Source organism: Kibdelosporangium banguiense, from assembly GCF_017876405.1.
GTDB classification, from domain to species: domain Bacteria; phylum Actinomycetota; class Actinomycetes; order Mycobacteriales; family Pseudonocardiaceae; genus Kibdelosporangium; species Kibdelosporangium banguiense.
Map to the genome: position 1 here is coordinate 4,452,187 of NZ_JAGINW010000001.1, position 13,633 is coordinate 4,465,819.

The following is a 13,633-nucleotide window of genomic DNA, read 5'->3' on the forward strand; positions in this document are numbered from 1 at the left end:
ATCTCTTTCGGCGTGTCGCGTAGCACCCGGTCGGTTTTTAATCCGCAGGTGCTGAACGCGGCCATTGCTTATCCTGGTAGTCGAGATGGGAACTCCGCTAAAAGAATCAACGCTCGCCGATTTGGCGCAGCGGCTGCCTGCCCTGACGTTGCGCGACGAGCGCAGGCTCGGCCGCCGCCTCGACGGCGTCCGCAAGGTTCGCAAACCCGCAGCCCGCCAGGCCGTCATCGAGCAGATCGCCACCGAGATCACCGCTGCCGAGCTTAGAGTCGGCGCGCGGCGATCGAACGTGCCCGCGATCACATATCCGGCCGAGCTGCCGGTCAGCCAGCGCCGCGACGACATCCTCGAAGCCGTCCGCGACCACCAGGTCGTGATCGTGGCCGGGGAGACGGGCTCGGGCAAGACCACGCAGCTGCCCAAGATCTGCATGGAGCTCGGCCGCGGCATCCGCGGCACGATCGGCCATACGCAGCCGCGCAGGCTCGCGGCGCGCACGGTGGCCGAGCGGATCGCCGAGGAGCTCGGCACGCAGCTGGGCGAGTCGATCGGCTACAAGGTCCGGTTCAACGACCAGATCGGCGACGGCACGCTGGTCAAGCTGATGACCGACGGCATCCTGCTGGCCGAGATCCAGTCCGACCGCGCCCTCGCCCAGTACGACACGCTGATCATCGACGAGGCGCACGAGCGCAGCCTCAACATCGACTTCATCCTCGGCTACCTCAAGCAGCTGCTGCCCAAGAGACCGGACCTCAAGGTGATCATCACCTCGGCGACCATCGACCCGGAGCGGTTCTCCCGGCATTTCGCCGACGCCCCGATCGTGGAGGTCTCCGGCCGGACGTACCCGGTCGAGGTCCGCTACCGGCCGATCGTCGACCCGGACGACCCGGACGCCGACGAGGACCGGGATCAGACGCAGGCGATCCTGGACGCGGTGGACGAGCTGTCGATGGAAGGCCCCGGCGACATTCTGGTATTTCTCAGCGGTGAACGGGAAATTCGCGACACCGCCGAAGCCCTGGCGAAACAGGAGCTGAAGAACACCGAAATCCTGCCGTTGTACGCGCGGCTGTCGTTCGCCGAGCAGCACCGGGTGTTCCAGTCGCATCGCGGCCGGCGGATCGTGCTGGCCACGAACGTCGCCGAGACCTCGCTCACCGTGCCCGGTATCAAATATGTGATCGATCCGGGTACCGCACGGATCTCCCGGTACAGCAATCGGTTGAAGGTCCAGCGCCTGCCGATCGAGGCGGTCTCGCAGGCGTCGGCCAATCAGCGCAAAGGCCGTTGCGGCCGCGTGTCCGAGGGCATCTGCATCCGGCTGTACAGCCAGGACAGCTTCGACGCCCGGCCGGAGTTCACCGATCCGGAGATCCTGCGTACGAACCTCGCCTCGGTGATCCTGCAGATGACCGCGGCCGGTCTCGGTGAGATGGCCGACTTCCCGTTCATCGACCCGCCTGACAAACGCAACATCGCCGACGGTGTGAACCTGCTGCAGGAACTGGGCGCGCTCGGTTCGTCCGGTCTGACTCCGCTCGGTCGAAAGCTGGCTCAGCTCCCGGTCGACCCCAGGCTGGCCCGGATGGTGCTCGCGGCCGACCGCAACGGCTGCGTCCGCGAGGTCATGGTGATCGCCGCCGCTCTGTCCATTCAGGACCCTCGGGAACGCCCGGCGGACAAGCAGGAACAGGCGCAGCAGGCGCACGCCCGGTTCGCCGACAAGACGTCGGATTTCCTGTCGTATCTGAATCTGTGGCAGTACCTGCAGGACAAGCAGAAAGAGCTGTCCGGCAACCGGTTCCGCAAGCTGTGCAAGGCCGAATACCTGAACTATCTCAGGGTCCGGGAATGGCAGGACATCTACTCGCAGCTGCGTCAGGTCACCAAGACCATGGGCGTCACGCTGACCGATTCCGGCGAGATCGACTCCGTGCGGGTGCACCAGTCGCTGCTGGCCGGTTTGTTGTCCCACATAGGTTTGCGCGATCCGCAGAAGAACGACTACATCGGCGCCCGCGGTGCCCGGTTCTCGGTCTTTCCCGGTTCGGCATTGTTCAAGAAGCCGCCGCAGTGGGTGATGGCGGCCGAACTGGTCGAAACCTCACGGCTGTGGGGCCGGATCGCGGCCCGGATCGAACCCGACTGGGTGGAACCGCTCGCCGATCATCTGGTGAAACGCACCTACAGCGAGCCGCATTGGGAGCGTAAACAGGGTGCTGTGATGGCATCCGAACGGGTGACGCTGTACGGGATCCCGATTGTGGCCTCCCGGAAGGTGAACTACGGCCGCATCGACCGCGAATTGTCCCGGGACATGTTCATCCGCAGTGCGTTGGTGGAGGGTGACTGGGAGACCAGGCACAAGTTCTTCCACGACAACCGCAAGCTGCTGACCGAGGTTGAAGAACTGGAGAATCGCGCGCGGCGGCGTGACCTGCTCGTGGACGACCAGACCCTGTTCGAGTTCTACGACAAGCGGGTCGGCGAGGAGGTCGTCTCTGGGCGGCATTTCGACACGTGGTGGAAGAAAATCCGTGCCACCGACCCGGATCTGTTGACGTTCCCGACCGAGATGCTGCTCAACTCCAACGCACAGACTGTGACCGAGCAGGCCTATCCGGACAACTGGAATTCCGACGGGCTGACCATGCGGCTGTCCTACCAGTTCGAGCCGGGCCGCAAGGACGACGGCGTGACCGCGCACATCCCGCTGCCGATCCTGAACCAGGTCACCGCGGACAATTTCGCCTGGCAGGTGCCGGGACTGCGCGAAGAGATCATCACGGCATTGCTGAAATCGCTGCCCAAGCAGCAGCGCCGGAATTTCGTCCCGGCACCCGACTGGGCGAAGGCGATTCTGCACCGGATACCGGATTTGAAGGAACAGAACCTGCTCGACGTGGTCGAGCGGGAGATCCGCGCACTGTCGGGTATCACCGTGATGAGACAGGACTGGGACCTGACCAAGATCCCGGACCATCTCAAGGTCACCTACCGGGTGGTCGACGAAAGCCGCAAACTGCTGGCCGAGGGCAAAGACCTGGGTGATCTGAAACGCAGGCTGCAGCCCAAAATGCGCGAGACCCTGTCCGAAGCGGCGGGCGAGATCGAACGAAAAGGCCTGCGCACCTGGGATATCGGCACGCTGCCCAAGATGCTCCGCCAAGAGCAGCACGGATTCCTGGTGACGGCATATCCGGCCTTGGTCGACGCCGGTTCCACGGTCGACGTCCGGATGTTCGAAACCGAGGCCGAGCAGCGAACTTCAATGTGGCAGGGCACTCGGCGGCTGTTGCTCCTGGGCACGCCGTCACCGTTGAAATACGTCCTCGGCCGGATGACGAACGCGGCGAAACTGGCATTGTCGACCAACCCGCACCGCGACATGCAGGACCTGTTCGACGACTGCATCGCCTGCGCCACAGACAAACTGGTGATCGAAGGCGGCGGCGTCGCCTGGGACGCGGCCGGCTTCACCGCTCTGCAGACCAAGGTCCGCGCTGAGCTGAACCCGGCCGTATTCGAAGTGGTCAACCACGTGCAACAGGCTTTGACGGCGTACAACGCGGTCCGGACCCGTCTGTCCACAATGGGCGGACCAAGGCTGGAACCTTCCCTGAAGGACATCCGCACCCAGCTGTCCCGCCTGGTGTACCGAGGTTTCGTGACCGCGACCGGCTATGCGCAGCTGCCGCACCTGACCCGCTACCTGCGTGGCATCGAACTGAGACTCGACAAACTGCCCGAACGCCCCGACCGCGACCTCGAATGGGCGCAGATCATCGAGGAGGTCTGGGAGGCCTACCGCGAACTGCCGGCCGGCCCCGACGCCCGCCGGGTCCGCTGGATGATCGAGGAGCTCCGGCTCAGCTACTTCGCCCAGTCGATCAAAACGGCCTACCCGGTCTCCGAGAAAAGGATCTACAAGGCCATCGACCAACTGCTGCAGTGACGTAAGGCTAAGAGGTCGGCGGGGTTGGTCTGGCAGCGGGTTCGGGGATTTGACCGCCGTGGTAGGAGTCCATGGCGGCGCGCCAGATCACGGATGGTTCGCCGGCCGCGGTGATGTCTTTGCCTGCTTTGTTCTTGATGGGCAACAGTTTGTCCGCGCCCATCCAGACTGCCGTGGTTATTTCGGAGGTGTAGCCGACCATCCAGGCTTTGGCGGTTGCACCTTCGTCGCCGTAGGGGCGGATGCCTGGCCGGGAGGCGACGCGTTGTCCTGATGGCAAGAGGGAGAAGGACAGGGCTTCGGTCACTGATTGGGCGATGCGGGGCGCGATGGCCTGGGTCAGTGAGAGCGCCGCGTTGTAGCGGGGAGTTCCGGTGATGTCTTCGACGCGGCTCACGAAATGCGGGGTTGTGCGGACGCCTCTGGCGGCCAGGGTCGAGTAGGCGCGGGCCATGTCGATGGTTCGGACGGTTGTGCTGCCGGAGCCGATGGCGATGCGGGTGTCGGGGTCTTTGCCGAGGGCGGGTTTCCCGCGCAGTTCGCGGGGGATTCCGGCCTGGTAGGCCGCGTCTGCCACCGCACCCACGCTGACCCGGGAGGTCAGCTGCGCCATCGCGGTGTTCACCGGTTGTTGGAGAGCTTTGCGGATTGTGCAGGGACGACAGGTAACGCCCGCCGGGTTCTGGAACGGGATTCCGTCGATCATCCGGGGTGAGCCGCCGTCCACCTGATAGTCCAGCCGATAACCCTTACCCATGGCCGCCACGGCCACGAATGTGCCGAAGGTCGTGCCGGCTTCCTGCGGACTCTGGGCGTAGTCGAGGCCGATTCCGTTGCCGCCGCCGTGATACGCGAGCACGCCACCGGTGCGGGGATCGATCGACACAACTGCCGCACGCAGATAGTCGGGCTGGCCGGTCATCACGTCGTTCACCGCGCGCTCGACCGAGTTCTGCACGTCCCGGTCGATGGTCGTGATCACGCGGTAGCCACGCTGATGGGCTTCGTCGCGCCGCAGGTCGGCGAGTTCCTCCAGTTCCGCGAGGACCTGGTTCTGGATCTGCATCCGGGCACTGCTGGGCGACGCGTCCCGGGGAAGCGTTGCGGGAAAACGCAGCGACGCCCGGTCGACCGGCAACCAGCCCTGGTTGTTCATCTGGTCCAGCACGAAGTTCCAGCGGCGTTCGGCGTTCTCCCGGTCCACGTCCGGGTCCCAGTACGTCGGCCGTTGGATCACGCCGGCCAGCAGCGCGGCCTCCGAGACGGTCACCTGCTGGATGTCCTTGCCGAAGTACGCGTGGGCCGCCGCCTGGATACCGTTCGCGCCGCGTCCGAAGTAGACGGTGTTCAGGTAGGCCGTGAGCAGGTCGGACTTGCTGTAGGTGTCGGCCATCTTCTTGGCCAGCACCAGCTCCCGCCACTTGCGTTCCAGCGACAGGCTCTCGTTGCCGGTCGCCTTCTTGACGTACTGCTGCGTGACGGTCGAGCCGCCGCCGGACGCGCCGGTCAGGTTGTTCCACGCCGCCCGGGCGATTCCGGTGATGTCGAAGCCGACGTTGTCCCAGAACGAGTTGTCCTCCGCGGCGAGCACGGCGTCCTGGACGTGTTTGGGGATGTCCTGGAATCGCACCGACGACCGGTTGCCGCTGGTCGGTGCGATCCGCCCCAGCTCGGTCCTGCCGTCGGAGTAGTAGAGCGTGATGGTCTGGTTCTGACCGGCCGCGATCTCGTTCGGATCAGGCACTTTGTAGATCTCGTAGCAGATGCGGAACGCGATGATCGGGACCGCGATCGCCAGGAACACCAGTGCGAAACAGGTTCTGCGGACCACCCGCCATAACCGCTTGCCCTTGCGGGACTTCGTGGCGGAAACAGCGGCAATAGGTTCGTCAGTCACAGAACTCCCCGGCGTCGGTCCGTGTACGGTCCGTGTACGCCGGGGAGCCGGTGAAGGTTGAGTGGTTCAGTCCAATACGAGCTTGAGCAGCGCGTTCTCCACGACCTCCGGCATCGCCGGGTGGATCCAGTACTGCCCGCGTGCCATTTCGTGCGCGCCCAGGCCGAAACTCATCGCCTGGATCAACGGCTGGATCACGCTGGCCGCCTGCGGCCCGAGGATGTGCGCGCCGATCAGCTGCCCGGTCGCGGGATCCGCCAGCAGCTTCACGAACCCGGTGGTGTCCTCCATCGCCCACCCGTACGCGATGCCCGCGTAGTCCTGTGTCGCGGCAACGTATCGCTGCCCGCTGGCGATCGCCTCGCGCTCGGTCAGCCCAACCGAGGCGATCTGCGGAGACGTGAACACCGCGTGCGGCACGAACCTGTGGTCGGACGCCTGCAGCGAAGCGGGGTTCAGCAGGTTGTGCTGAACGATCCGCGACTCGTGGTTGGCGACGTGCTTGAGCTCGTAGGGCGAGCTGATGTCGCCGAGCGCGTACACGCCGTCCACCGATGTCCGTTGGTACTCGTCCACGACCACGTGCCCGGAAGGACCCGTCGTGATCCCGCCCGCGGTCACGTCGAGCAGGTCGGAGTTCGGCTGACGGCCCACCGCGACCAACAGCACGTCCGAGTCCACGACCTCCGCGCCGGACGGGCCTTCCAGATGCAGCCGGACGCTGTCGCCGGCCCGCTCGGCCCGCACGGTCTTGCGATCCAGCCGGACATCCCACTTGGCCGAGGCCAGTGAGGTGAACCGGGAACTGATGTCCTCGTCCTCACCGCGCAGCAACGCCCCCGAGCGCGCGATCACGGTCACGTCAACCCCGTAGGACGAGAAGACGTGCGCGAACTCGGCCGCGACGAAGCCGCTGCCCAGGATCGTCATCCGCTGCGGCAACGCGTCCAGCCGCATGATGGTGTCGCTGGTGTGATAGCCCACGTCAGCCAGGCCGGGCACGTCCGGGACCACCACACGGCTGCCCGCCGCGAGCACGAACTTCTCGGCCGTGATGGTCTCGGTGCTGCCGTCGTTCAGCGCGATCTGCAGGACCTTGGGCGAGGTGAACTGGCCCAGTCCTTCGTAGACGGTCACGTTCGCGTTGTCCGCGTGGTGCATCCGGTACTCACGGCCGCCCGCGGCGATCGGGTCGATCCGGCCGAAGATCCGGTCGCGGATCTCGGCCCAGCGCACGCCGTCCAGCGTCGAGTCGACGCCGAGCCGGGCACTGAGGGCCGGGGTGGCGGCCAGGTCGGCGGTGTGCACGAACATCTTCGTCGGGATGCAGCCGACGTTGAGGCACGTGCCGCCGAAGGTGCCCTTCTCCACCACCGCGACGTTCCAGTCCTTGAACCTTGGGTCAAGGATGGAGTTGCCAGAGCCGGTACCGATTATCACCAGGTCGAAGTTCCGCACGTACCCAGTCAACAGCACCGGCGCCCGGCTTGTTCCTCTCAGTGCTGGTACGTCGGCACGATGATCGCCCTGGCAAGCGTGTGGAACACCAGATTGAAGCTCACGAACGCGGCCGACGCGCCCTCGTCGACGCCGAGCTTCTCCTGGTCCACGGCGTGCACGACGAAGTAGTACCGGTGCGGCTGGTCACCGGCCGGCGGCGCGGCACCGTCGAACTTGTGGTTGCTGAAGTCGTTGCGGGTGTGGAACGCGCCCTGGGGCAGCGTCGCGTCGCTCTCGCCCGCGCCGGTGGCCAGCTCGGTCACCGAGGACGGGATGTCCACGGCGAGCCAGTGCCAGAAGCCGGACGGCGTCGGCGCGTCCGGGTCGAAGCAGGTCACCACGAAGCTCTTGGTCTCCTGCGGGAACCCTGACCAGCTCAGGTGCGGTGAGGTGTTGCCGCCCTCGAACAGGTGCGCTTCGTTCAACAGCTGGTCGCCGGTCACGTCGTTCGAACTCACCGTGAACGACCCGGTCGCGGGCAGCAGGCCGTAGGGGTCGGGCGTGACTGGACGCTCCAGGCTCATGGTCAACCTCCGTCTCGTGGGGACTCCCCAGTCTGGCGTCAGGGATAACCCTGGCTTTTGCCGGGTATGCCGTCCAGTCGGCCCACTTGATGTCCGTTTCCGCGTAGGTTGGCGATAACCACAGGGAGAGGGTTAACAGCCGTGACTGAATCTGACGTCCAACAGTCGTCGCCGCGCGTCCGATTCCCCGGAATCAGCCCGCGCGCTTACGAGCACCCGGCCGACAAGGGAGCGATGGCGACACTGCGCGCCGTGCCCGGCGTCGCCGACGTGCTCAAGACATTGAACTCGTTGTTCAACGAGCGGGCCGAGCGGTTGATGGCGGTGGCGTCCCACGTCCGGGTGGGCCCGTCTCAGTATCCGGTGCTGGACCGGTTGCGCAACGAGGCCGCGGAGGTCCTTGACCTCCAGCCTGTTCCCAAGATCTACGTCGCCCGTGACCCGCGTGCGATCGCGCAGACCAGGGGCATCGACGAGCCGTTCATCATGCTGTCCACGGGTCTTGTCGAGGCGCTGGACACCGAGGCCCTGCGGTTCGTGATCGGCCACGAGATGGGCCATGTGCTGTCCGGGCACGCCGTGCTGCTCACCCTGCTCGACCGGCTGCTGCGGCTGCAGCGTTCGGTGGCGTGGGTGCCGCTGGGCGTGATCGGCCTGCGTGCGGTCATCGCCGCGCTGTACGAGTGGCAGCGCAAGTCCGAGCTCAGCTGTGACCGGGCCGGTCTGCTCGTCGGCCAGGACCCGCAGGCGGCACTGCGCACGCACATGTACCTCGCCGGTGCCACGGACCTGTCACAGATCGACATCCCCTCCTTCCTCGAGCAGGCCAAGGAGTACGAGGAGATCGACGACATCCGCGACAGCATCATCAAGCTGCTCGCGGTCGAACACCAGACGCACCCGTTCGCGGTCGTGCGGGCCTCGCAGCTGCAGCGCTGGGCCGCGTCCGAGGAATACCGGGCGATCCTGGCCGGCCAGTACCTGCGCCGGGACGCCCAGGACACCGGCAACCCGCTCAACGAGGACATCCAGGGCGCGGCGAAGTCCTACAAGGACTCGTGGAACAACTCCACCGATCCGCTGGTCAAGGTCTTCAGCGATGTGGGTGGCGCGCTGTCCGGCGTGGCCGACAAGGTCTTCAGCGGGTTCCGCCGGGGTGGCGGCCAGCAGACGCCGGAGGACGAGGGCGGCACCAACGGCGGCAACGGCGACACCAAGAAGTAGCGGCCGTCAGGAGCCGGTAGCCGAGAAGTGCATCAGGTCCCTGGGCGACCGCCAGGTCCCGCCCCAGGTCCAGCCGATCGCGGCGAAGGCCCGTTCGGCGACGTCGCCGGCCCGGATCATGCCGGGCCGGACTTTCCCCCGATCCAGGTACGCGGAGGCGAGCTCGGGCAGCACGAGCTCGCCTTTGCTGTACGGGTTGCAGAAGGGGTTCAGGTCGACGGCCAGGCCGGAAGCGTGCGCCGACCAGGTCGTCTGGCCACGCACCGGCCGGCAGACGAAGCTGCCTGTCCCATTACCGTCGCCGGTCGGTGCGGCGGTCAGCTCGGCAGGCGAGGTCACCCGCATCTCCTCGATCGGGTACTTCGCCTGCCAGAGCTTGCCGAAAACCTGCGTGATCTGCTGGGCCACGCGGGCGTGCACGATCATCTCACCGGTGTGCGGCCTGCCGTCGAATCCCCAGAACGACATGGTCAGGTAGCGCAGGTCGTTCTTGCCGACCGGGCATGACGGCTGCCACGTGCTGCGGGCCAGCACATCCGCGGGAACCGGGACAACACTCGACGCATACGCACCATTTTGGGGCGGCGGCAACGTGTCCTTTGTCGGCAATGACCGATTCACCAGTTCGGGCGGTGTGGGCAGGATCTGCCCGAACCCGTCCTTGCCCAGTGGCAACGGCGTCCGCCCGACCTCCCAGACCGGCTTGGCCGCAGGGGCCGGAGCGGCCTGAGACGGCTGCGTCGAAGCTGGTGGCGGCAACTGCGAAGCAGGCGCGGCCGCAGGTTGCGTGCTGCATCCGGCCAGCAGCAACAAGATCAGCAACAAACTCCGCACACCCCTAGCTAAGCACGGGACAAGACCACCCGATTCAGTGACAGCGCGTTGATGTCTTCTCACATAACGTGGGCATGTCTGTCAGGAGTCGGAGGGAGCACGCCATGGGGGACAAGCGCAGAATCAGAAGCCTGCTGGCGGTGGTGTGTCTCGTGGCGGGCCTGACCGCGGCGGCTGTCCCGGCGTCCGCGGACGTCCGGATCGTCGGCGGCACCAGGGCGAGCACCAGTACGTACCCGTTCGTCGTCTACCTGGCGACCAAGGACGGGTTCCAGTTCTGCGGCGGCACCCTGGCCTCGGTCGACAAGGTCGTCACGGCGGCGCACTGCGCCAAGGGCCAGCGGCCCGAAGAGGTGTTCGTCGTCGCCGGAAGGGATGACAAGAAGTCCACGACCGAGGGAATCTCGGTGCCGGTCAAGAGCATCTGGATCCACCCGAAGTACACCGACGCCCTGATCGGGTACGACGTCGCGGTGCTCAACCTGGCCAAGCGGATCACCAAGTACGCGCCGCTGCCGATCGCCTCCTCGGCCGACGACCAGGCGTACGCCGAAGGCGTGGAGGCCACGATCCTGGGCTGGGGCCGGACGTCCTCCGGCGGGCCGAGCTCCCAGTACCTGCTGGAGGCCAAGGTCCCGATCGTGGGCGACGAGGAGTGCAAGAAGTCGTTCTCGAAGTACAACAACGACTGGATGGTGTGCGCGGGTTACCCCCAAGGGGGGATAGACGGCTGCCAGGGCGACTCCGGCGGCCCGATGATCGCCTACGGCAGGCTGATCGGGATCTCCTCGTGGGGCGAGGGCTGCGGCCTGCCGAACAAGCCGGGCGTCTACACCCGGGTCATGGCCTACTACCCGGAGCTGGCCCAGCAGATCAAGCCGAGCCCGGCTCGGTGATCCAGCCGTTTGCTGGTTATCGCGCAGGCCGGCAGGCAACTAGATTCATCCGGGTGAAGAAGGTTCCTGGGCCAGAGTTGTCAGCGGCCGACCTGCAGGCCATCCTGCGGCTGCGCGCTGAGGTGTTCATCGTCGAGCAGAAGGCGGCCTATCTGGATGTCGACGGCCGTGACCTGGAGCGAGGCACGATCCACTACTGGTTTGAGGACGTCGACGGTGTGCTCGCGTATCTGCGTGTGCTCACGGAGCCACACGGCGACATGCGGATCGGTCGTGTCTGTGCGGCGCAGCGGGCGCGTGGCGGGGGTCTGGCCTACCAGCTCATGGCCGCCGCGGTCGAAGACCTGAGCGCTGTTCGCAGCGTGCTCGACTCCCAGGTCTACGCGCGTGGCTTCTATGAGCGGTTCGGGTATGTCGCGGAGGGCGACGAATACGTCGACGAAGATGGCATTCCGCACGTCACGATGCGCCGGTTGGCGCGCACCGGGTGATCACGTCGACCGCGCGGTCCACGTCCGCGTCGGTCAGGTCTGCCCGTGCGGTCAGCCGCAGCCGCGAGATCTTGTCCGGCACTGACGGCGGGCGGAAACAGCCCACCCACACTCCGGCCGCTCTGCATTCTTCGGCCCATTGCAGGGCGGCTTCGGGGGACGGTGCCTGCACCGAGATCACCGCCGCGTCCGGAACGGTCACGCGGAAACCCGCGTCCTTCAAGCGAAACGCCAGCGTGGCCGCGACATCGCGGACACGGCTGGGACGGTCGGGCTCCTCACGCAGGACGTTGAGCGCGGCCAGCGCGGCGGCGGCGCTCGCCGGGGCGAGTCCGGTGTCGAAGATGAACGTCCGCGCGGTTTCCAGCAGGTGACGGATCACCCGGCGCGGGCCGAGTACTGCACCTCCTTGCGCGCCAAGGGATTTCGACAACGTGATGGTGGTGATCACGTTGGGTTCCTTGATCAGTCCGGCTTCGGCGACCGCGCCGCGGCCGCCCTCGCCGAGCACGCCGAAGCCGTGTGCGTCGTCGACCAGCAGGCCGGCCTTGTGGTCACGGCACGCGGCGGCGAGCTGGGGCAGCGGCGCCAGGTCTCCGTCTACTGAGAACACCGAATCGGTGACGACCAGGGCGTGCTCGGTGCGCCTGGTCTCCAGTGCGCGCTTGATGGCGGCCGCGTCGCCGTGCTGCATCACCGCTATGTCCGCACGTGACAGACGACATCCGTCGATCAACGACGCGTGGATGTAGGCGTCGGTAACGATTGCCGAACCTTTTCCCGACAGTGCCGTGATCGCGCCGAGGTTGGCCGCGAAACCGGACGAGAACACCAAAGCCGCTTGTGCGCCACAGAAAGTCGCCAGCGAGTGCTCGAGTTCGGTGTGCAGCTCGGTGGTGCCGGTGACCAACCGCGACCCGGTCGACCCCGCACCCCAGCGCAACGCCGCGGCCGCCGCGGCACCGCTCACCCGCTTGTCCCGGCTGAGTCCCAGGTAGTCGTTCCCGGCCAGGTCGAGCAGCGTACTGTCCGCCCGCCGTGGACGGAGTTGCCTGGTCAGACCGGCGCGCCTGCGCTCGTCGGCCCGCGCGTCGATCCAGTCGAAGACCTGCTCGCCAGTCGAAGTCACGCCCTGGAGTGTCGCATCGCGAGTGCCTGGGGCGAGCACGGGAGGTGCCGAGTGTCACGGTACGGTCGCCGGGTGAGCGCAGGAATCAGCTTTGTCGGAGCGGGTCCGGGGGCCACGGACCTGATCACGGTGCGAGGCGCTCGCCGTATCGGCGAGGCCGACGTGGTGCTGTGGACGCCGGCCATCGTCGAGGCCGGTTGGGTGCGGGAGAACACCAGACCCGGGGCCGAACTCATCGATATGGCGCGGCATGGCGACGACGAGATCGTCGAGGTGTACCGGCGCGCGGTCCGCGACAAGCTTCGCGTGGCCCGGCTGCACGCAGGTGATCCGGCCACGTGGCCCGGATTGCGGGCACAGTTGGACATCTGCGCCCGGGTCGGACTGCCGGCCGAGGTGATCGCGGGTGTCTCGCCGGCTTCGGCCGCCGCGGTCTCGATGGGTGTTTCCCTCCTCGAGCCCGGCTTCGCCGACTCGGTGATCTCGGCAGGCCAGGAGACCGCCGGCATGCCCGATCTCGCGCAGATCAAGGAGTACGCCCAGTTCGGCACCACGATGGCGGTGCTCGTGCCTGCCGCCCGCGCGGCTGAGCTGGCGGATGCCTTGCGCAGCGGCGGATTCGACGACGAGACCCCGATCGTGGCCGCCTACAAGGTGAGCTGGCCGGACGAGATCGTGGTCCGCACGACCATCGGTGAACTGGTCGCAACCGTTAAGCAGCACCGGCTTTGGCGGCACACGCTGTTCCTGATCGGCGGCGCTGTGCGGGCCGGGCGTGCGCGTGCGGTCGCCGGTGAGCCGGCCCGCCGGCCGGAGAGCGTGGTCCGTTGGTCCCGTACTCGTAGCAAGTCCAGCTGGCGCGCCGAGTCGAAGCGGACAGTCGTGGAAACGCCTGCGCCTGAGCCAGAGCGCGTGACCGTCACCGCGGTCGCCGAGCCGGAACAGAAGCCCGCGCCCGCGAAAGCCGCGGCAGCGAGCACGGCGACGAAGTCCGTGACCGCGCAAACCACGCCTGCCAAGAAGACACCGGCAAAACCGGCACCGGTCAAGGCGGCGGCGAAGCAGCCCGTCAAAGCAGCCACCCCGGCCAAGACGGCAGCCAAGACGCCCACGAAGAAGACCACGCGCACACAACCTCAGCGTGGCCGGAGAACCGGGTCATGACTGATAATTTTGA

General features: G+C 66.6%; 10 protein-coding genes. 5 read left to right on the forward strand and 5 right to left on the reverse strand.

What is annotated here, in order from left to right:
* Positions 1-85 precede the first annotated feature (85 nt).
* Complete coding sequence (gene hrpA / locus JOF56_RS21100; protein WP_209640800.1) at positions 86-3,961, forward strand: ATP-dependent RNA helicase HrpA; 3,876 nt, start codon at positions 86-88, stop codon at positions 3,959-3,961.
* Between the two features lie 7 nt (positions 3,962-3,968).
* On the opposite strand, the gene JOF56_RS21105 is transcribed toward hrpA, so the two are convergent.
* From JOF56_RS21105 to JOF56_RS21115, 3 genes are all read right to left on the reverse strand, one after another.
* A complete protein-coding gene (locus tag JOF56_RS21105) occupies positions 3,969-5,858 on the reverse strand; it encodes a transglycosylase domain-containing protein (RefSeq protein WP_209640802.1) in 1,890 nt (629 codons plus the stop codon).
* Positions 5,859-5,924: 66 nt separating this feature from the next.
* The gene (locus JOF56_RS21110; RefSeq protein ID WP_209640805.1) at positions 5,925-7,316 is read right to left on the reverse strand and encodes a mycothione reductase; all 1,392 of its coding nucleotides are present in this window, start codon (positions 7,314-7,316) and stop codon (positions 5,925-5,927) included.
* A gap of 38 nt (positions 7,317-7,354) precedes the next feature.
* Entirely contained in the window at positions 7,355-7,882 is a 528-nt protein-coding gene (locus JOF56_RS21115; protein WP_209640807.1) for a YbhB/YbcL family Raf kinase inhibitor-like protein, read from the reverse strand.
* Between the two features lie 141 nt (positions 7,883-8,023).
* Between JOF56_RS21115 and JOF56_RS21120 the strand changes: the two genes are divergently transcribed.
* On the forward strand, positions 8,024-9,106 hold the full coding sequence (locus JOF56_RS21120; protein WP_307855185.1) for a M48 family metallopeptidase: 1,083 nt from the start codon (positions 8,024-8,026) through the stop codon (positions 9,104-9,106).
* A gap of 6 nt (positions 9,107-9,112) precedes the next feature.
* Here the strand turns inward: JOF56_RS21120 and JOF56_RS21125 are convergent, their stop codons facing one another.
* A complete protein-coding gene (locus tag JOF56_RS21125) occupies positions 9,113-9,940 on the reverse strand; it encodes a M15 family metallopeptidase (protein ID WP_307855186.1) in 828 nt (275 codons plus the stop codon).
* A 104-nt stretch (positions 9,941-10,044) separates the two neighbouring features.
* Here JOF56_RS21125 and JOF56_RS21130 point away from each other — a divergent pair, with 104 nt between their 5' ends.
* Both JOF56_RS21130 and JOF56_RS21135 read left to right on the forward strand, forming a co-directional pair.
* The gene (locus tag JOF56_RS21130) at positions 10,045-10,836 is read left to right on the forward strand and encodes a S1 family peptidase (protein ID WP_209640809.1); all 792 of its coding nucleotides are present in this window, start codon (positions 10,045-10,047) and stop codon (positions 10,834-10,836) included.
* A gap of 47 nt (positions 10,837-10,883) precedes the next feature.
* Complete coding sequence (locus JOF56_RS21135; RefSeq protein ID WP_209648378.1) at positions 10,884-11,327, forward strand: GNAT family N-acetyltransferase; 444 nt, start codon at positions 10,884-10,886, stop codon at positions 11,325-11,327.
* Here JOF56_RS21135 and JOF56_RS21140 read toward each other — a convergent pair.
* Complete coding sequence (locus JOF56_RS21140) at positions 11,296-12,456, reverse strand: 8-amino-7-oxononanoate synthase (protein ID WP_209640811.1); 1,161 nt, start codon at positions 12,454-12,456, stop codon at positions 11,296-11,298. The genes JOF56_RS21135 and JOF56_RS21140 overlap by 32 nt on opposite strands.
* 72 nt (positions 12,457-12,528) lie before the next feature.
* On the opposite strand from JOF56_RS21140, the gene JOF56_RS21145 reads away from it, so the two are divergent.
* On the forward strand, positions 12,529-13,620 hold the full coding sequence (locus tag JOF56_RS21145) for a cobalt-precorrin-4/precorrin-4 C(11)-methyltransferase (protein ID WP_209640813.1): 1,092 nt from the start codon (positions 12,529-12,531) through the stop codon (positions 13,618-13,620).
* Positions 13,621-13,633 lie beyond the last annotated feature (13 nt).